The 18,241-nt window shown below is 70.1% G+C and carries 18 protein-coding genes; 12 read left to right on the forward strand and 6 right to left on the reverse strand.

The window, feature by feature from the left end; translation table 11 throughout:
* Positions 1 to 441: 441 nt before the first annotated feature.
* Positions 442 to 1,227, forward strand: coding sequence for a VOC family protein (locus ACFYWY_RS08740; RefSeq protein ID WP_389181816.1), 786 nt, complete (start codon positions 442 to 444; stop codon positions 1,225 to 1,227).
* Between the two features lie 37 nt (positions 1,228 to 1,264).
* On the opposite strand, the gene ACFYWY_RS08745 is transcribed toward ACFYWY_RS08740, so the two are convergent.
* The 3 genes from ACFYWY_RS08745 to ACFYWY_RS08755 form a co-directional block, all read right to left on the reverse strand.
* The gene (locus ACFYWY_RS08745) at positions 1,265 to 2,521 is read right to left on the reverse strand and encodes an RNA polymerase sigma factor (protein ID WP_389182280.1); all 1,257 of its coding nucleotides are present in this window, start codon (positions 2,519 to 2,521) and stop codon (positions 1,265 to 1,267) included.
* Positions 2,522 to 2,527: 6 nt separating this feature from the next.
* Positions 2,528 to 2,929 carry a YciI family protein gene (locus ACFYWY_RS08750; RefSeq protein WP_389181819.1) on the reverse strand — a complete coding sequence of 134 codons (402 nt, stop codon included), beginning with the start codon at positions 2,927 to 2,929 and terminating at the stop codon, positions 2,528 to 2,530.
* Positions 2,930 to 3,138: 209 nt separating this feature from the next.
* Complete coding sequence (locus ACFYWY_RS08755) at positions 3,139 to 3,585, reverse strand: SRPBCC family protein (RefSeq protein ID WP_389181823.1); 447 nt, start codon at positions 3,583 to 3,585, stop codon at positions 3,139 to 3,141.
* A gap of 253 nt (positions 3,586 to 3,838) precedes the next feature.
* On the opposite strand from ACFYWY_RS08755, the gene ACFYWY_RS08760 reads away from it, so the two are divergent.
* Positions 3,839 to 5,305, forward strand: a complete 1,467-nt coding sequence (locus ACFYWY_RS08760) for an AlkA N-terminal domain-containing protein (protein WP_389181826.1) — start codon at positions 3,839 to 3,841, stop codon at positions 5,303 to 5,305.
* A gap of 101 nt (positions 5,306 to 5,406) precedes the next feature.
* On the opposite strand, the gene ACFYWY_RS08765 is transcribed toward ACFYWY_RS08760, so the two are convergent.
* The gene (locus ACFYWY_RS08765; RefSeq protein ID WP_389181828.1) at positions 5,407 to 5,829 is read right to left on the reverse strand and encodes a DUF350 domain-containing protein; all 423 of its coding nucleotides are present in this window, start codon (positions 5,827 to 5,829) and stop codon (positions 5,407 to 5,409) included.
* A 190-nt stretch (positions 5,830 to 6,019) separates the two neighbouring features.
* On the opposite strand from ACFYWY_RS08765, the gene ACFYWY_RS08770 reads away from it, so the two are divergent.
* Complete coding sequence (locus ACFYWY_RS08770; protein ID WP_389181831.1) at positions 6,020 to 6,556, forward strand: DoxX family protein; 537 nt, start codon at positions 6,020 to 6,022, stop codon at positions 6,554 to 6,556.
* A 59-nt stretch (positions 6,557 to 6,615) separates the two neighbouring features.
* Positions 6,616 to 6,960, forward strand: coding sequence for a GNAT family N-acetyltransferase (locus ACFYWY_RS08775; RefSeq protein ID WP_389181834.1), 345 nt, complete (start codon positions 6,616 to 6,618; stop codon positions 6,958 to 6,960).
* Between the two features lie 447 nt (positions 6,961 to 7,407).
* Here ACFYWY_RS08775 and gndA read toward each other — a convergent pair whose 3' ends face one another.
* Positions 7,408 to 8,850, reverse strand: coding sequence for an NADP-dependent phosphogluconate dehydrogenase (gene gndA, locus ACFYWY_RS08780; protein WP_389181837.1), 1,443 nt, complete (start codon positions 8,848 to 8,850; stop codon positions 7,408 to 7,410).
* 404 nt (positions 8,851 to 9,254) lie between these two features.
* Between gndA and ACFYWY_RS08785 the strand changes: the two genes are divergently transcribed.
* The 6 genes from ACFYWY_RS08785 (at position 9,255) to ACFYWY_RS08810 (ending at position 15,320) form a co-directional block, all read left to right on the forward strand.
* Positions 9,255 to 10,016, forward strand: a complete 762-nt coding sequence (locus ACFYWY_RS08785; protein WP_389181840.1) for a DeoR/GlpR family DNA-binding transcription regulator — start codon at positions 9,255 to 9,257, stop codon at positions 10,014 to 10,016.
* Positions 10,017 to 10,155: 139 nt separating this feature from the next.
* Complete coding sequence (locus ACFYWY_RS08790; protein WP_389181843.1) at positions 10,156 to 11,511, forward strand: ABC transporter substrate-binding protein; 1,356 nt, start codon at positions 10,156 to 10,158, stop codon at positions 11,509 to 11,511.
* The gene (locus tag ACFYWY_RS08795) at positions 11,508 to 12,482 is read left to right on the forward strand and encodes a carbohydrate ABC transporter permease (protein ID WP_389181846.1); all 975 of its coding nucleotides are present in this window, start codon (positions 11,508 to 11,510) and stop codon (positions 12,480 to 12,482) included. Before ACFYWY_RS08790 ends, ACFYWY_RS08795 begins: the two co-directional genes overlap by 4 nt.
* A complete protein-coding gene (locus ACFYWY_RS08800) occupies positions 12,479 to 13,387 on the forward strand; it encodes a carbohydrate ABC transporter permease (RefSeq protein WP_389181849.1) in 909 nt (302 codons plus the stop codon). The genes ACFYWY_RS08795 and ACFYWY_RS08800 overlap by 4 nt, the downstream gene beginning before the upstream one ends.
* Positions 13,384 to 14,376: a zinc-dependent alcohol dehydrogenase family protein gene (locus tag ACFYWY_RS08805; RefSeq protein WP_389181852.1), complete on the forward strand. Its 993-nt coding sequence runs from the start codon at positions 13,384 to 13,386 to the stop codon at positions 14,374 to 14,376. The genes ACFYWY_RS08800 and ACFYWY_RS08805 overlap by 4 nt, the downstream gene beginning before the upstream one ends.
* The gene (locus ACFYWY_RS08810; protein WP_389181855.1) at positions 14,373 to 15,320 is read left to right on the forward strand and encodes a PfkB family carbohydrate kinase; all 948 of its coding nucleotides are present in this window, start codon (positions 14,373 to 14,375) and stop codon (positions 15,318 to 15,320) included. The genes ACFYWY_RS08805 and ACFYWY_RS08810 overlap by 4 nt, the downstream gene beginning before the upstream one ends.
* Before the next feature lie 84 nt (positions 15,321 to 15,404).
* Here ACFYWY_RS08810 and ACFYWY_RS08815 read toward each other — a convergent pair whose 3' ends face one another.
* Positions 15,405 to 15,989: a cysteine hydrolase family protein gene (locus ACFYWY_RS08815; protein ID WP_389181858.1), complete on the reverse strand. Its 585-nt coding sequence runs from the start codon at positions 15,987 to 15,989 to the stop codon at positions 15,405 to 15,407.
* A 74-nt stretch (positions 15,990 to 16,063) separates the two neighbouring features.
* Between ACFYWY_RS08815 and ACFYWY_RS08820 the strand changes: the two genes are divergently transcribed.
* Together ACFYWY_RS08820 and ACFYWY_RS08825 are read left to right on the forward strand one after the other, a co-directional pair.
* Positions 16,064 to 17,062, forward strand: coding sequence for a GlxA family transcriptional regulator (locus ACFYWY_RS08820; protein ID WP_389181861.1), 999 nt, complete (start codon positions 16,064 to 16,066; stop codon positions 17,060 to 17,062).
* A 165-nt stretch (positions 17,063 to 17,227) separates the two neighbouring features.
* A complete protein-coding gene (locus ACFYWY_RS08825; RefSeq protein WP_389181864.1) occupies positions 17,228 to 18,241 on the forward strand; it encodes an NADP-dependent oxidoreductase in 1,014 nt (337 codons plus the stop codon).

Consider the following 18,241-nt stretch of genomic DNA (forward strand, 5'->3'; position numbering starts at 1 on the left):
CGCTGTGGGGGTGCGATCCGCGGTTCCCTGGGTTGGGTCGCCCGCGCGCCGCCGCCGGCGCGACGGCCCCTGGTCAAGGGCCATCACCGACGGAGCCCATGATTTACATGCACCTGACACCAAAGAGTCAGAGGACGGGATCCGCCGGTGCGGCAGACAGTAGGGAACGGCGAGATGAACCCGATACGGGGAAAACCCTTGTCGCCCCCGTGCGGGCTCCCGGGGTGGAGGCCGGGGTACGCGAGCCGGGGGAGACGGCGCGGAGCCGGAGAACTGACGAACCGTCCGGTCAATTGGGTGGAAACAAGTGCACTTGGTACGCCCTCGTGTGCAGGCAGGGTGTCGCGGCGCGCGGAACGGCCGATGTCAGTGGGGGCTGGCATGCTGAAGGCGACCGACCACATCAGTCACCCACCGCGCTCTCGCGGGAGGAGAATTGCGATGCTGACCACCACATATGTCCCGGGCGCGCCGAACTGGCTCGACCTGGGAAGCCCCGACCTGGACGCGGCTGCCGCCTTCTACGGGGACCTGTTCGGCTGGGAGCTGCAGACCATGGGACCGGAGGCAGGGGGATACGGCTTCTTCCAGCTGGACGGGAAGACCGTCGCCGCGATCGGCCCGCTCACCGAGGAGGGCGCGACCTCTGCGTGGACGCCGTACTTCATGACCGCCGACGCCGACGCCACCACCAAGGCCGTCGAGCAGGCCGGCGGCAGGGTCCGCGTCCAGCCGATGGACGTCTTCACCGCAGGCCGGATGGCGGCGTACACCGACCCGACCGGTGCCGAATTCGCCGTCTGGCAGCCCGGCGACACCCAAGGCCTGGGCGCGGTCACCGATGTGAACACACTGTCCTGGACCGAGCTGTACACCACGGACGCGGCCGCCGCGAAGGACTTCTACCGCACCGTCTTCTCGTGGGACTACGAGGACATGCCGTTCGCCGGCATCACCTACACCGTCGTCTCCCCGGCGGGCGGCGGCAAGGACGCCACGCACGGCGGCATCATGCAGCTCCCGCAGGAGAACCTGGACGCGGGCTCCCGCTCGGAGTGGCATCCGTACTTCGAAGTGGCCGACGTCGACGCCACGTTCGCCAAGGCCACCGAGCGCGGCGCCACCACGCTCATCCCGCCGATGGACGCGGAGGGCGTGGGCCGCATGGCCATGTTCCTGGATCCCTTCGGGGCCCCGCTGGCCATCATCCGCGGCAGCGCCCTCTGACGGGCCGTCCCGGCGCTGGCGCCCCCCGTCCTGCGGCTCACTCGTCCGGCGAGCCCAGCCGGGCGGCCCGCAGCATGAGGTAGTGCCGCTCAGGAAGGCTCGTCGTACGGCTCGCGGCCACCCGGTAGTTCTCCGCGGCGGCCTCCCGGTCACCGGCCATGTCGAGGAGATGGGCGCGTACGACATACAGCCGGTGGTGCCCCGCCAGCCGGCCGTCGCTCTCCAGCTCCTGAAGGATCCGCAGACCGGCCGCGGGTCCCTGGACGATCGCGGCGGCGACGGCGCGGTTGAGGGAGACGACCGGGCCGGCGGAGAGGCGCTCGAGCACGCCGTACAGCGCGAGGATCTGCGGCCAGTCGGTCTCCTCGGCCGTCTTCGCCTCGTCGTGGCAGGCGGCCACCGCCGCCTGCACTTGGTACGGACCGAGTGGCCCCCTGGGCAGCGCCTCGGTGATGAGTGCGACGCCCTCTGCGATCGCTTCGGCGTCCCACAGGCTGCGGTCCTGCTCGGCGAGGGGGATCAGCTCACCGCCCGGCCCGGACCGCGCCCCGCTCCGGGCGTGGTTGAGCAGCATCAGCGCCAGCAGCCCGGCGACCTCACTGTCCTTGGGCAGCTGCGCGTGCAGCGCCCTTGCCAGCCGGATCGCCTCCCGGGACAGCTCGACGCGCTGCAACTGCGGGCCGGAGCTGCTCGTATGCCCCTCGTTGAAGATGAGATAGAGGACGTGCAGAACGGCGGCGAGACGGCGCGGCCAGTCCTCTTCGTCCGGCATCCGGAAGGGCACTCCCGAGGACTTGATGCGCTGCTTGGCCCGGCTGATCCGCTGCGCCATCGTGGCGTCCGGCACCATGAAGGCGCTGGCGATCTCGGTCGTGCTGAGCCCGCCGACCGACCGCAGCGTGAGCGCGATCGCCGCACTCGGTGTGAGAGCCGGATGGCAGCACATGAACAGCAGGGTCAGGGTGTCGTCCTGCTCCACCGCGTCGTCGCTGTCAGCCGACGGCGCCGACTGCCGGTCGACCGGCTCGCGCCGTGCGGCGAGATCCTCGCGGCGCCGCCGAGCCTGCTCGCTGCGCACCTGCTCGGTCATCCGCCGGCTCGCGACCTGGATCAGCCAGCCCCGCGGATTGTGCGGCAGCCCTTCCTGAGGCCACTGCGTCGCCGCCGCCAGCAACGCCTCCTGCACCGCGTCCTCGGCGGCGTCGAAGTCCCTGAAGCGCCGGGTGAGCACGCCGACGACCTGCGGCGCGAGTTCGCGCAGCAGGTCGGCGGCTGTCTCCTCGGGTCCGGCCAGAGCTCGCTACTCCTCAGTCGGCGCCGACATCACCTGGCGTACCTCGATCGGCATGTTCAGCGGAGCTCCGCCGGGGCCGGGAGCCGCCGAGATGGATGCCGCGAGCTCGATCGCCCGCTCGGGGCTGTCACAGTCGACGATCCAGTACCCGGCGAGAAACTCCTTGGTCTCAGGGTAGGGGCCCTCGGTGACCACCGGGGCGGCTGATTCGGCCCCGGCCCGCACGATCTTGGCGGTCTCCGGCCCGGCCAGACCCTGGCCGTCCACGAACTCCCCGTTGTCCACGAGCTTCTTGTTCGTGTCCACCATGAACGCGATGTGCGCCTGGATCTCCTCGGGGGTCCAGCTTTCGATCCTCGGGAAGCCCGCGTTCCGCTCGCTGAACTGCATCAGCAGCATGTACTTCATGGCCTGCTCCTTCGTCCTTCGTCGCGCCCTCGTCGGCGCTCTCACGAGTAGGTAGAAGCACGCGCCGTGGTTTCGACATCCTGCGCGAAGATTTTTCTGCGCAGGTCACGCGACCCGCTCGGGCAGGGCAAAGCCGCGGCCGGAGCGGGTGGCCGGAGTCCTCGTGGAAGGTGTCGGGCGTGACGCGACGCGCCCAGCCGCGGCTCGGCTCAGGAAGCCTCGACGGCTGCCTTGATCCGCCGGCCGAACGCGTCGGCGTCCTTACGTGCCGCACTCAGGGCGAGGCCCACGAGCAGCTTGCCGATGCCATGGCCTTCGAGCCTGTTGAAGATGCGGACGCGGGTCCTGCCGTCGGGGGTCGACTCCAGGTCGTATCCGCCCTCGTCGGCCGTCACGAGGTTCTTCGAGATCTCTGTCCAGCGGATCTTGGTGGGCGGCACGAACTCGCTGATCCGGAACTGCCGCTTGGTCTTCATCCCGGCGTCCTTGACCGTGCTCGCGAAGACGGTTCCCACCGCGGTCGGGCCCTCCGGCGACTTCGTGATCTCCTGCACCCTGGGGCTGAACTTGGGATCGTTCCTCCCGTCTGCGAGGAAGGCGAAGACCTCCTCGATGGGGCGGTCGATCTCGACCGTTGCCTGGAACTGACCGGCCATGACTCCTCCAGTGATCGCTCGCGCCCGGCTGCGGCGTTCGGGCATCATCCCAGACATGTCATGAGAGTCCGGGCAGACGCGCGAACTGATCAGCGGGCCGCCCTGGCGACCAGCGCCGCGCCGCCGCTGATGTGCAGATCCGACCCGTCAGATACGCCGCCTCTCGCGGGGGTGCGGCATTGCCGCCCGCGTGGAAAACGTCATGTCCGATTTCCGCCAGCCGTGCGCTGCGTGCGGTGCCCATACTGGCCGCATGACGATCGAGGACAGCAGGTACGAGGCGGTGAGCAGCCGGGACGCCCGGTTCGACGGCGTGTTCTTCTTCGCCGTCTCGACCACCGGGATCTACTGCCGGCCCAGTTGTCCCGCGATCACTCCCAAGCGCCGGAACGTGACGTTCTACCGGACGGCCGCGGCCGCGCAGGGGGCCGGCTACCGGGCCTGCCGCCGCTGCCGCCCCGACGCGGTGCCCGGTTCCGCCGAGTGGAACGCCCGCGCCGACGTCGTGGGCCGCGCCATGCGGCTCATCGGCGACGGCATCGTGGACCGCGAAGGTGTCGCGGGCCTCGCCAGCCGACTGGGTTACAGCGCCCGCCAGGTGCAGCGCCAGCTGAACGCGGAACTCGGCGCGGGCCCCATCGCCCTGGCCCGGGCCCAGCGCGGTCACACCGCGCGCGTACTGCTGCAGACGACCACCATGCAGGCGGCGGAGATCGCGTTCGCGGCGGGGTTCGCGAGCGTACGGCAGTTCAACGACACCATCCGGGAGATCTACGCGGCCACCCCCAGCGAACTCCGCTCCGCCCGGGACGGCCGCAGCTCACGCTTCGGCCCGGTCGCCCCCTACAACGGCGCCGCCGCCGGCGTGCCGCTGCGGCTCGCCCACCGCGGTCCCTACGCCGCCGTTGAGGTCTTCGACTACCTGGGCCGCCGCGCCGTCGCCGGCATCGAGGAACTCGTCGGCGCGCGCGGCTCCCGCGTCTACCGGCGCACCCTGCGGCTGCCCGGCGGGTCCGGCGTCGCAGAAGTCGGCGAACAGCCCGGCCCGGGAGGCTGGTTGGAATGCCGGCTGCACCTCGCGGACCTGCGCGATCTGACGACGGCCACGCAGCGCATGCGCCGCCTGTTCGACCTGGACGCCGACCCGTGCGCCGTCGCAGAACGCCTCGGCACGGACCCGGCGTTGGCCCCGCTGGTCGCCGCGCGCCCCGGCCTGCGCGCCCCCGGCACGGCCGACCCGCACGAACTCGCGGTACGGGCAGTGCTGGGTGAGGGGGTCTCGGTGGCGGCGGGTCGGCGACTCGGTGACGCGCTGGTGGCTGCGTTCGGAGAGCCGCTGTGCGAGCCGAGCGGCGGGCTCACGCACCTGTTCCCGCAGGCCGATGCGCTTACGGCGGCCGCCTTGGGCGAACTCGACATGCCCGACGCGCGGCGCGCCACGCTGCGTACGGTGACGGCCGCACTCGCGGAGGGCGCGGTGGCCCTGGACCCGGGCGCGGACCGTGACGAGACCGAGCTCCAGCTGCTGGCCCTGCCCGGCATCGGCCCTTGGACGGCGGGCTACATCCGGATGCGCGCCCTCGGCGACCCGGACGTGCTGCTGACGGGGGACGCGGCCATCCGGGCGGGCATGCGGCGGGCGGGCGCGTCGACGGCGGATGCGCCGGGGTGGCGGCCGTGGAGTTCGTACGCGATGCACCACTTCTGGAACACGCCGTGAGCCACCACGTGCACCGGCCGTGAGCGGTGGGCGCCAGACCTACGCCCACACTCGCCCGGCGCGCCACGGGAAGCCCCAGCCCGCGGCAGAGCTCCCGGTCCTCAGGCGATGGACGCCGAGACGATGGCCGAGACCGCCAGGTTGCATGACGCGGTCACCCACACCGCCGGATGCGGCTCCGGCTCGACCAGCGTCGCCCCCAGCTTGCCCGGCGTGACCAGGTCCACCACCAGGAACGCCACCCCCATCATCACCAGGCCCAGCAGGCCGAACGCGGCGGTGGAGGCGAGGCCCTTGCCGAAACTGTCGTACGTCGTCCAGATCGAGGTGAAGACGATGCCGCCGATGCCGAGAAGCGCGGAGCTCAGCAGCAGCGCGGCATTGCGGTTGCGGTCCTCCCATATCTGCCGGCCCAGCTTTCCGGGCGTCAGCAGGTCGATCAGGACTATGCCGAGGATCAGGAGGACCACACCGAGGGCGCCGTACGCGCTCGCGCGGCCAAGTCCGTTGACGATGTCGCTCATTGAGGGGCGGTCTCCATGTCGATGAATTGATGCTGGTCAAGGGCGCGCAAAATCTACCGCACGGTTCCGGCCAGTGGATCACCGGTCCGTGTCACCCGCATGGCGCAGCACCACAGCGGACGGCGGCCGGACCCGTACGAGAGTGGATGACGGACGCCCCACCCGACCCCGTACTCACCGGGAGACACCCATGGCCTGCCTCCACCGACGTGACCTCGGCATGCTCGTCCTGCGGGTCGGCACGGGAGCCGTCCTCGCGGCGCACGGTGCACAGAAACTCTTCGGCTGGTTCGGGGGCGGCGGTCTGGAACCGACCGCGCAGGCCATGGAGGCCATGGGATTCCGCCCGGGCCGGCCGAGCGCTGCCGCCGCCGGGCTCGGCGAGGCGGGCGGCGGGGCGCTGCTCGCACTGGGTCTGGCCACCCCCGTGGCCGGTGCCGCTGCCGCGGGCGCGATGGCAGGGGCGGTGTCGGTGCATGTTCCCGCCGGGTTCTTCAACCAGGCCGGCGGCTTCGAGTACCCAGCATTCCTTGGCTTCACGGCGGCCTCCATCGGCATCGCCGGGGCCGGTCGGTACTCCCTCGATCACGCGACCGGGCACCGCTTCGACCAGCCGTGGGTGGTGGCCGTCGCCTTCCTCGGCAGTGCGCTCGCCGCTGCCGCGGTGATCGGCAGGAGGGCGCAGGCTCAGCTCGACAAGCAGGCCGCGGACGCCGCGGGGGAGTAGCCCGTACGCTGACGGTGCCGTCGTCCGACCTGCCCGACAGCCCGAAGGAGACAGCGGCCATGGCAGAACCCGATATCCGCGACAACCGGCAGAGGGGGCTCCTGGAGGCGTACGAGGACGGTCAAGTCATCGGCCGCATCGCCTACTTCACCCTCGACGCCACGCCGGCCGCGCTGGTGGCCGTGCACACCGTGGTGGAGCCGGAGCACGAGGGCAAGGGCATCGCGAGCGCGCTGGTGCGCGAGTTCTACGCGATGGCGGCACGCGAGGGTGTGCCCGCGGTACCGCTGTGCCCGTACGCCGCCCAGTGGGCGCATCGCCACCCCGACGAGGCTCCCAGGCCGTCGGCCGAGCTGGTCCGCACCGCGGAGGAGCAGCTGAAGGACCAGCCGCAGCTCTGGTGATCGGGCGGAGGGGCCGGCATCACGCTGCTGCACACCTCCCCGGTCCCCGTGCCGGTCTTCGACTCCCTGCGGGACGCCAGCGGTCCGGGCTGCGGGCCGCCGCCCTGGCCACCACGTACGGATCATCTGGCCACCACGTACGGATCATGATGACTGGACCCGGCGCGCGTGGGCACGCGCACCGGGAGACATTGGGAACGCACGACTTTTGAACCGCTGGAGGTCTGGCATGACCCATCCACCCGTACCGCCTTCGCCGATCCCGTCGCCGGGACCGCCCGGACCCGATCCCGGACCGCTGCCGGGGCCGGGGCCGGTTCCGAAGCCTCCGCCGGGACCCGCGCCCGACCCCATTCCGCAGCCGCCCGGCCCCAGCCCCGAACCCGTACCGCCGCCGGAGCCGGAGCCCCAGCCGGGTCCGGCGAGCTGAATAGGCCGCAGCGCTGATCAGTCGGTGCGCACCTCCGTGCGGTCGCCGCCCCAGAGGGTGTGGAACGAACCCTCGCGGTCGGTCCGCCGGTAAGTGTGCGCACCGAAGAAGTCACGCTGGCCCTGGGTGAGCGCCGCGGGCAGCCGCTCGGCGCGCAGGGCGTCGTAGTACGAGAGAGCCGCCGAGAAGCCCGGCGTCGGGACGCCCTTGCGGGCTGCCGCAGAGACCACCTCGCGCCAGTCGTCCTGCGCCGCGCCGATCTCCTCCGCGAACTGCTTGTCCGACAGCAGACTCGGCAGGTCGGCCTGCGTGTCGTACGCCTCGCGGATGCGGTCCAGGAACGCCGCCCTGATGATGCAGCCGGCCCGCCAGATCGAGGCCACCGAACCGAGGTCGATGTCCCAGTCGTAGGCATCGCTGCCCGCCTGGATCTGGTGGAAGCCCTGCGTGTACGACACGATCTTGGACGCGTACAGCGCCTGCTCGACCTGATCGGCGAAGCGCGCGGCATCGGCCTCGCTCAGCGGCTTGGCCGTCGGCCCGGGCAGGGAGCGTGAGGCCGCGCGCAGGTCCCCGTGCCCGGAGAGTGAACGGGCGAAGACCGCCTCCGCGATGCCGGAGACCGGCACCCCGAGATCCAGGGCGATCTGCACCGTCCAGCGGCCCGTGCCCTTCTGCTCCGCCTGGTCGGTGACGATGTCGACGAACGGCTTTCCGGTCGCCGCGTCTGTGTGCGCCAGCACCTCCGCCGTGATCTCGATCAGATACGAGTCGAGCCGCCCGGTGTTCCAGGTGCGGAAGGTCTCGGCGATCTGCGCGGGGGAGTAGCCCGCGACCGCGCGCAGCAGGTGGTACGCCTCGGCGATCAGCTGCATGTCGGCGTACTCGATGCCGTTGTGCACCATCTTCACGAAGTGACCGGCGCCGTCCGGGCCGATGTGCGCGACGGTCGGGGTGCCGTCGGGAGCATTCGCGGCGATCTTCTCGAGCAGCGGGCCGAGCGAGGCGTACGACTCCGCCGAGCCGCCCGGCATGATGCTCGGCCCGTGCAGCGCACCCTCCTCGCCGCCCGAGATGCCCGTACCCACGAAGTGGATGCCGCGCTCCCGCAGTTCCTTCTCGCGGCGCCGGGTGTCGGCGAAGTGGGCGTTGCCGCCGTCGATGATGACGTCGCCCTCCTCCAGCAGAGGCGCGAACTCCTGGATCACGGCGTCTGTCGGATCGCCCGCCTTGACCATGATCACCAGGCGGCGCGGGCGCTCCAGGGCCGCGACGAACTCCTCGGCCGACTCGGCGGCCACGAACGTGCCCTCGTCGCCGAACTCCTCCACCAGCTCGCGCGTCCTGGCCGCCGTGCGATTGTGCACGGCGACCGTCAAGCCGTTGCGGGCGAAGTTACGGGCGAGATTGCGGCCCATCACCGCGAGCCCCGTGACGCCGATCTGGGCTGTTCCACTCATCAGTGTGCTCCTGGAAGTCCGTCGGAAAATCCATGTCCCGCCCCCACGCATACGTACGGGCGGAGCCAGCCATTCATCGATCTTCAAGCCCTCCGGACGCTCACGCATTCCGGGACGGCCGAATCACGTCGTCGCTCCAGTGTCCGCCCGCGGGCACCGTTCGGACGCCCTCACGGCGCCAAGCGGGCAGCGCGCCGCGCCGCGATACGTGCCCCGCACCGCACCACCAGCGCCGACGGTGTCGTCGAAACGGGCACGAACGGGCACAGCGAATCCAGCGAAGAGCCTGTTCGAGAGGGTGTGCCTGCTTGTACAAACGACGCATGAGCCCGAACGGACGCCGGGCCCGGGAAGCGCCGAAGGCGCAAGGACAGCGCAACAGGTCAGAAACAGGGAAGTGTGTCGTGGACACCGAGGAACGCCGACGGGGAATTCTCGAGACGGCCCGGCGGGACGGGGCGGTCGATGTCAACCGCCTGGCTGGCCAGTTCCAGGTTGCCAAGGAGACGATCAGGCGGGATCTGCACGCCCTGGAGGAACACGGTCTGGTGCGGCGTACGCACGGCGGCGCCTACCCCGTCGAGTCCGCCGGTTTCGAGACGACGCTCGCGGTGCGGACCACCCGTCATGTGCCGCAGAAGTCACGGATCGCTGCGGCCGCCGCCGACCTGCTCGGTGACGCCGAGACCGTCTTCGTCGACGAGGGCTTCACCCCGCAGCTCGTCGCCGAAGCGCTGCCGCGGGACCGGCCGCTGACCGTGGTCACCGCGTCCCTGGCGGTGGCGACCGTCCTCGCGGACGCCGAGAAGATCTCCGTGCTGCTGCTCGGCGGGCGCGTACGCGGCGGCACCATGGCCACGGTCGACCACTGGACCACCCGGATGCTCGCCGACTTCGTCATCGATCTGGCGTACGTCGGCGCGAACGGCATCTCCCGCGAGTACGGACTGACCACACCCGACCCCGCGGTGAGCGAGGTCAAAGCACAGGCCATGCGCAGCGCACGCCGCCGCGTGTTCACCGGAATCCATTCGAAGTTCGGCGCGGTGAGCTTTTGCCGCTTCGCCGACGTCGGCGACTTCGAGGCCATCGTCACCGACGTGGGCCTGCCCTCGGCCGAGGCGCAGCGCTACTCCCTCCTCGGCCCGCAGGTCATCCGCGTCTGAACAGACCGTGGGGCGCCCACACCCCTCAACTTCACTACCCCATAAGCACATTGATCCCCGGACGCAGGCACGGGGCCGGACCCGTCACGTCCTCGAAGCAACGATCACCGAGCCGCTACGAATGATCAGGAGAAAAATCATGCACCTCCAGCGACGACGTGGAATCCGCCTGAGTGCGGGCGCAGGCACAGCCGCCATGGCACTTCTCGCGGGGTGCAGCGGGGCAGGCGCCTCCTCCTCCGCGGGGGACGAGACAGTGAACGTACTCATGGTGAACAACCCGCAGATGGTCGAACTGCAGAAGCTGACCGCGGACAACTTCACCAAAGAGACCGGCATCAAGGTCAACTTCACCGTGCTCCCGGAGAACGACGTCCGGGACAAGATCAGTCAGGACTTCTCCAACCAGGCGGGCCAGTACGACGTCGCCACCATCAGCAACTTCGAGGTGCCGTTCTACGCCAAGAACGGCTGGCTGCACGGGCTCGACGAGTACGCGAAGAAGGACACCGCCTTCGACCAGAACGACATCCTCGAGCCACTGCGGAAATCGCTCACTGCGAAGGACGGAAAGCTCTACGCCGAGCCCTTCTACGGCGAGTCGTCGTTCCTCATGTACCGCAAGGACGTCTTCGCCGACAAGGGCCTGAAGATGCCGGCGCAGCCCACCTGGCAGCAGGTTGCCGATCTCGCCGCGAAGGCGGACGGCGCCGAGAGCGGGATGAAGGGCATATGCCTGCGCGGACTCCCCGGCTGGGGCGAGGTCATCGCACCCCTCACCACCGTGGTCAACACCATGGGCGGCACCTGGTTCACCGCGGACTGGGAGGCGAAGCTGACCTCCCCGGAGTTCAAGAAGGCCACCCAGTTCTACGTCGACCTGGTGCGCAAGCACGGTGAAGCGGGCGCGGCCCAGTCCGGATACGCCGAGTGCCTCAACAACATGACACAGGGCAAGACCGCGATGTGGTACGACGCCACGGCAGGAGCGGGCTCCCTGGAGGCGGCCGGGTCCCCGGTGAAGGGCAAGATCGGCTACGTACCGGCGCCGGTGGAGAAGACGGAGAGCTCCGGCTGGCTCTACACCTGGGCCTGGGGCATGCAGAAGGCGTCCAAGAAGTCCGACAGCGCCTGGAAGTTCATCTCCTGGGCGTCCAGCAAGGAGTACGAGGCGCTGGTCGGCGAGAAGAGCGGCTGGGCCAATGTGCCCGCCGGCAAGCGGACCTCCACCTACGCCAACCCGGAGTACCGCAAGGCCGCCGGCGCCTTCGCGGACATCACCGAGAAGGCCATCGCGAGCGCCAACCCGGAGAACCCCGGAACCCAGCCGCGTCCGGCGGCCGGAATCCAGTTCGTCGGCATCCCCGAGTTCACCGATCTGGGCACCAAGGTCTCGCAGGAGATCAGCGCGGCCATCGCCGGCCGCCAGTCCGTCGACCAGGCTCTGGCAGCCTCCCAGAAGCTGGCCGAGAAGGTCGGCAAGGAGCAGAAGTGAGTGCCTCCGTCACCACCCCACCGCCGTCACCGACGGTCCGGACGAAGCAGACGCGGCAGACGAAGCAGCGAAAGGGGGGAGCGCGGGCCTGGGCCACCCGGGCTCCGCTCCTGCCGGCCCTGGTCTTCCTGATCGCGGTCACCCAACTGCCGTTCGTCGCCACGCTGGTGATCTCGCTCTTCGACTGGAACTCACTGAGTCCTGACGAGCGCAGCTTCGCCGGCCTGTCCAACTACACCTCCGTGTTCACCGACGCGGAGCTGCGCGACTCGGTCTTCACCACCGTCCTGCTCACCGCGAGCGTCGTCATCACGACCGTGGTGCTCGGCCTGGGGCTCGCTCTGCTCCTCGACCGCACCTTTTTCGGACGCGGCATGGTGCGCACGCTGCTCATCACGCCCTTCCTGATCGTCCCGGTCTCGGCCGCGCTGCTGTGGAAGCACGCGCTCTACAACCCCGAGTACGGGCTCCTCAACGGCGCCTGGACCTGGATCGCCGGGCTCTTCGGCGACGACAGCCCCGCCCAGCCGGACTGGATATCAGGCATGCCGCTGATCGCGGTCGAGGCGGCCCTGGTGTGGCAGTGGACGCCGTTCATGATGCTGATCCTGCTCGCGGGACTGCAGAGCAGGCCCGCCGACATGATGGAGGCCGCACACCTCGACGGAGCGAGCAGCTGGCAGTCCTTCCGCTACCTCACCCTGCCGCATCTGCGCCGCTACCTCGAACTGGGCGTCCTGCTCGGCTCCGTGTACATCGTCCAGAACTTCGACGCGGTGTTCACGATCACCTCCGGAGGCCTCGGCACCGCCAACCTCCCCTACACGATCTACCAGACCTTCTACCAAGCCCACGAGTACGGACTGGCGTCCGCCGCGGGAGTCGTCGTCGTGATCGGCACGATGATCATCGCGACGTTCGCGCTCCGGGTGGTCTCGTCCCTCTTCCGTGAGGAGGCGAACCGCGCATGACCGCTCACACCGCGCCCGCTCAGGCCCCGGCACCCACGACGAAGACCGCCCGCCCCCAGTCACTGCCGCCCGCCGCGCGCCGGGCCAGGCGCCGCTCCACGGCGCTGGGCCTGCTCGCCTGGGTGGCAGGCATCGGGTTCTGTCTGCCGGCCATGTGGATGCTGCTGACCTCACTGCACTCGGAGGCGGACGCGGCCACCAATCCGCCCTCCCTCGCCGCGCCGCTCACCCTGGCCGGCTACCGGGAATTCTTCGGCGCGGGCGGCGGGCCGAGCCCCTGGCCGTCCCTGATCAACTCCCTGACAGCGTCCGCGTTCTCCACGCTGCTGGTGCTCGTCCTCGCCCTCCCCGCGGCGTACGCGCTCTCCATCCGGCGCGTACGCAAGTGGACGGACGTGATGTTCTTCTTCCTCTCCACCAAGATGCTGCCGGTGGTCGCCGGTCTGCTGCCCATCTACCTCTTCGCGAAGAACGCCGGGATGCTGGACAACATCTGGCTCCTCGTCCTCCTCTACACCTCGATGAATCTGCCGATCGCGGTGTGGATGATGCAGTCCTTCCTCGCGGACGTGCCGATCTCGATCATCGAGGCCGCTCAGGTGGACGGCGCACGGCTGCCCACGGTCCTGGCCCGGGTGGTCGCGCCGGTGACCGCTCCGGGGATCGCCGCAACCGCGCTGATCTGCTTCATCTTCAGCTGGAACGAGCTGCTCTTCGCCCGGGTGCTCACCGGCGTCGTCGCCCAGACCGCACCCGTCTATCTGACCGGATTCGTCACCAGCCAGGGCCTCTTCCTCGCCCAGCTGTGCGCCGCGTCCATCGTCGTGTCCCTGCCGGTACTCGCCGCCGGCTACGCCGCCCAGGACAAGCTGGTCCAGGGCCTCTCCCTTGGAGCTGTTAAATGAGGGCAGCGATCGTCGAAGCCCCCGGCAAGGTCTCCGTCACGACGGTTCCCGACCCCACACCGGGACCGCGGGAGGTCGTCGTCTCCGTGGCCTCGTGCGGTCTGTGCGGCACTGATCTGCACATTCTCCAGGGCGAGTTCGCGCCCACCCTGCCGATCCTGCCCGGCCATGAGTTCGCAGGCGAGGTCGTGGGCATCGGAAGGGACGTCACCGAACTGGCCGTCGGCGATCGCGTGGCAGTCGACCCGTCCCTGCACTGTCACGAATGCCGCTACTGCCGGGCGGGACGCGGCAATCTCTGCGACCGCTGGGCCGCCATCGGCGTCACCGTGCCCGGCGGCGCGGCCGAGTTCGCCGTCGCGCCCGTCGCGAACTGCATACGGCTGCCCGACCACATCGATGTCAAGGACGCGGCGCTGATCGAGCCGCTGTCCTGCGCGGTCCGCGGATACGACGTCCTGAACAGCAGCACCCTCGGCGCCAACGTGCTGATCTACGGCTCGGGAACGATGGGCCTGATGATGCTGGAGCTCGCCAAGCGCACCGGCGCTGCGGGCGTGGACGTACTCGACATCAACCCGGACCGCCTCGCCACGGCCTCCGTGCTCGGCTGCTCCCGCTCGGCGGCCACCGCCGCGGAGCTGGACCAGCCGGGCGGCTGGGATTTCGTCATCGACGCGACCGGCAACGCCGGTGCCATCCAGGACGGTCTGGGACGGGTCGCAAAGGGCGGCACCTTCCTGCAGTTCGGGGTCGCCGACTATGCGACCACCGCGGTCATCGAGCCGTACCGGATCTACAACCAGGAGATCACCATCACCGGCTCGATGGCGGTGCTGCACAGCTACGAGCGGGCCGCCGCGCTCTTCGCAACCGGGGTGCTCGATCCGTCCGTCTTCATCAGCGACCGGTTGCCGCTGGAGCAGTACCCCGAGGCCATCGACCGGTTCAAGGCCGGCCAGGGCCGCAAGATCGTGGTGGAGCCGTGAGCGGGATTGATGCCGTACTCGGGCCTGATGCCGCACTCGGGACTGAGGCCGTACTGGTGCTGGGCGAGGCGCTCATCGACCTCGTCCCGGTGGCAGGCGAGCCGGAGGTACGGCGTGCACAGCCGGGCGGCGCGCCCGCCAATGTCGCGGTCGGCCTGGCCCGCCTCGGCAGGCCGGTCGCGTTCGCCGGAGCGCTCGGCGGGGACGGCTTCGCGCGGAGCATCGAGCGGCGGCTGGTGGACGCGGGCGTGGATCTCAGCCTCTGCGCGAGGTCCGAACTCCCCACGACGCTGGCAGTCGCCGATCCTGGCGAATCGGGAACCGGCTACCACTTCCACCTCCAGTCCACCGCGACCTTCCGCTTCCCGGACCGGGCGGCCGACGTCGGCCGCTTCGGCGCGGTGTACGCAGGAGGCCTTGCCGCGGTCGTCGAACCGGCCGCGCAGGCCGTCGCCGCCACCGCGCAGGCAGCCGCCCGGCACTCCCTGCTGGTGGTGGACCCCAATGTGCGCGAGGACCGGACCATCGACCCCGGCCGGGGCCTGGCACTGCTGCGCGAGTTGTGCGCGCTGGCCCATGTCGTCAAGGCCAGCGACGAGGACCTGGTACGGCTCTGGCCGGACACCGACCCGGACGAGAGCTGCCGACGTCTTGCCGCGGAGGGACGGCTGGTGGTGCTGACCCGCGGCGCGCGGGGCGCGGCCGCCTACACTCCGGAAGGACCGCCCGTGTCCGTACCGGCGGTGCCGGTCGAGGTGGTCAACACGATCGGTGCGGGGGACGCGTTCATGGCGGGCGTACTCGCGTGGCTCGGCACGGTGGGCGCGTGGCAGCGCACGCTGTCCGCGGAACGTGCCGGGGCGATGCTGGAGTACGCCTCACGGGTCGCCGCGTCCGTGGTCACGCAGACCGGCACAGAGCCGTCGGCGCCTGCGCACGCCTGACCGCTCGCCCCGCCGGATGCGGTCCGGCGGGGCGGGTGCGGTCCCGGCGGATGGGGTCCGTGCGCGGGCCGGCACCGGCCGCACTCAGGCCGTTGCGGCCACGACATCCTTGGTCGTCACCACTGTCGCGAAGCCTCCGCCGTGCAGTGACACGGCCGACACCTGCGCCAGTTCGTCCGCGGACCGCCGCCAGCCGAACGGCCCATCGAGATCGAAGGTGTACGTCGCGTCCAGCGCGAAGAACACCTCGTACCCCAGGTTTCCACCCATCCGTGCCGTCGTCTCCGCACACATGTTGGTCTGGATACCGGCCACCACGAACTGCGAGATCCCCTCAGCCTTGAACCACGCGTCCAGGTCCGGTGTCCCGTAGAAGGCCGAGTTCACGGTCTTCGTCACGAACAGTTCCGGCGCGGCCCCCTTGCCTCGCCGCTGCTCGACGTACTCCTTGAAACCGTTCCCCTCGTGCCCCTGTCGCAGCGGCGAGTCCGGCTTCGACGAGTCGTGCCGGACGAAGACGACCGGCCGCCCAGTGGCCTGCCATGCGTCGATGAGCGCGGCGATGTTCTCGTCAGCCTCCGGATTGTTCCGCCGCCCCCAGAAGTCCAGCTCGTCGAAGCCCTTCTGTACGTCCACCACGACCAGTGCCGCGTTCTCTGCGATCTCCATACCTACGATGCTGCCGCCCCGGTTGACCTGGCCCCAGAGGGGTACAAGTCAGCGATCGATGGTTTACTGCCACTGTGGCCACCGCTCCCGCCCCGTACCGTGTCGCCCTTGTCAGCTTCCCGGGCGTCCGGGCCTTCGACGTCTCCGTCATCACCGAGGTCTGGGGCACGGATCGCACCGACCGCGGCGTCCCCGCCATCGACCTGCGCCGCGTCGCCGCCGACACCGCGCCCGTCCCCATGCGCGGGGGGCTCAGCCTCACCCCCGACCGCACCCTCGCCTGGCTGGCCCGTGCCGACCTGATCCTGGTCCCCGGCCTGGACGACCACCTCACCCGCGCACCGGAACCGGTGCTCGAAGCCCTGTGCCGCGCACACGTCCGCGGCACCACCATCGCCGCGCTGTGCGGCGGCGCCTTCACACTCGCGCAGGCCGGCCTACTCGACGGCCGCCGCGCGGTCACACACTGGAACCTCGTCGAGCTGCTCCGCGCCGAGCACCCCCGCGTCACCGTCGAACCCGACGCCCTCTTCATCGAGGACGGCAACATCTGGACCGCCGCCGGTACGGCGGCCGGCATCGACCTGTGCCTGCACCTGGTCCGCACGGCTCACGGAGCCGAGGCGGCCGCGACGATCGCCCGGTCGATGGTCACCGCCCCCTTCCGCACGGGAACCCAGGCTCAGTTCATCGAGCACCCAACCCCGCGCACCGACCGCGACGCCGACGCGCTCGCGTCTGTGCGCGAGTACGCCCTCCGTCACCTCCACGAACCGCTGGCCGTCGCCGACCTCGCCGCCCACGCGGGCATGTCGGCACGTTCCTTCGCCCGCCACTTCACCGCGGCCACCGGCACGACGCCGCTGCGCTGGCTTCTGGACCAGCGCATCGCCGCCGCCCAGAAGCTCCTCGAACACACCGACCTGCCCATGCCCGAGGTCGCCCGCCGTACGGGCTTCGGCAGCGAGATCACGTTGCGCCAGCACTTCGCCTCACGCCTCGCCACCAGCCCGCGCGACTACCGCGCCTCCTTCGCCGCCCACGCGTCACGCACACAGGCATCGGCGATGTGATGTGGAACCCCTCGCGCTGCTGACGGGGCACTTGCTTCCCGGCCCGGCAGCATCTAGCCTCACGAGGCACGTACCGACCAGTTGGTATCCGCAGTCGCCCGGGCACTTTGCAGCGACCTCGCGCCGCGTGTCGGATTCGCCCACCTCAGCCAAGGAGCCGCGGAGATGAGCCGCACCAACCATCAATTGCGTCTGGCCGCACGTCCTGTGGGGCAGCCCCGGCCGACCGACTGGGAGCACGTCGACGAGCAGGTTGGCGAGCCGGGCGACGGCGAGCTGCTGGTGCAGGTGCTCTACCTGTCGATCGACCCGGCCATGCGTGGCTGGATGAATGCGGGCAAGTCATACATACGGCCCGTCGAAATCGGAGAGGTGATGCGTGCCGGCGCGGTGGGCCGGGTCATCGCCTCCCGGCACCCCGACTTCGCGGTCGGGGACCACGTGTCGGGCTCGTTCGGCGTCCAGGAGTACTGCGTCTCGGACGGTCGTGGTGTCACCAAGGTCGACCCGGAGCTGGCATCCCTGCCCGTCTATCTCGGGACGCTCGGCATGTCGGGCATGACGGCCTACTTCGGCCTGCTCGACATCGGACGTCCGAAGCCGGGACAGACCGTCGTGGTCTCCGGAGCGGCGGGTGCGGTCGGCAGTGTGGTCGGCCAGATCGCCAAGATCATGGGTTGCCGCGTCATCGGCATCGCCGGAGGCGAGCACAAGTGCCGTTCGGTGGTGGAGGAGTTCGGGTTCGACTCCGCGATCGACTACCAGACGGAGGATGTGCGCAAGGCGCTGCGTGAGCACGCCCCCGACGGTGTGGACGTCTACTTCGACAACGTCGGCGGTGACATCCTCGACGCGGTGCTGACCCGGCTGGCGCGCGGCGCCCGGATCGTCATCTGTGGCGCGATCTCCCAGTACAACAACACCGAGGCGGTCAAGGGACCGAGCAACTACATGTCGCTACTCGTCAACCGCGCCTCCATGACGGGAATGGTGGTCTTCGACTACGCGGACCGTTACGGCGAAGGCGTTGCGCAGCTCGCCGAGTGGCTGGCAGCGGGACGGCTGGTGTCGAAGGAGGACGTGGTGTCCGGCGGGGTCGAGGCGTTCCCCGAGACGCTGATGCGACTGTTCCGCGGTGAGAACCTCGGCAAGCTCGTGCTCAAGATCGCGGACGAGTGA

Origin of the sequence: Streptomyces sp. NPDC002870 (assembly GCF_042888505.1) — a bacterium.
GTDB lineage: Bacteria > Actinomycetota > Actinomycetes > Streptomycetales > Streptomycetaceae > Streptomyces.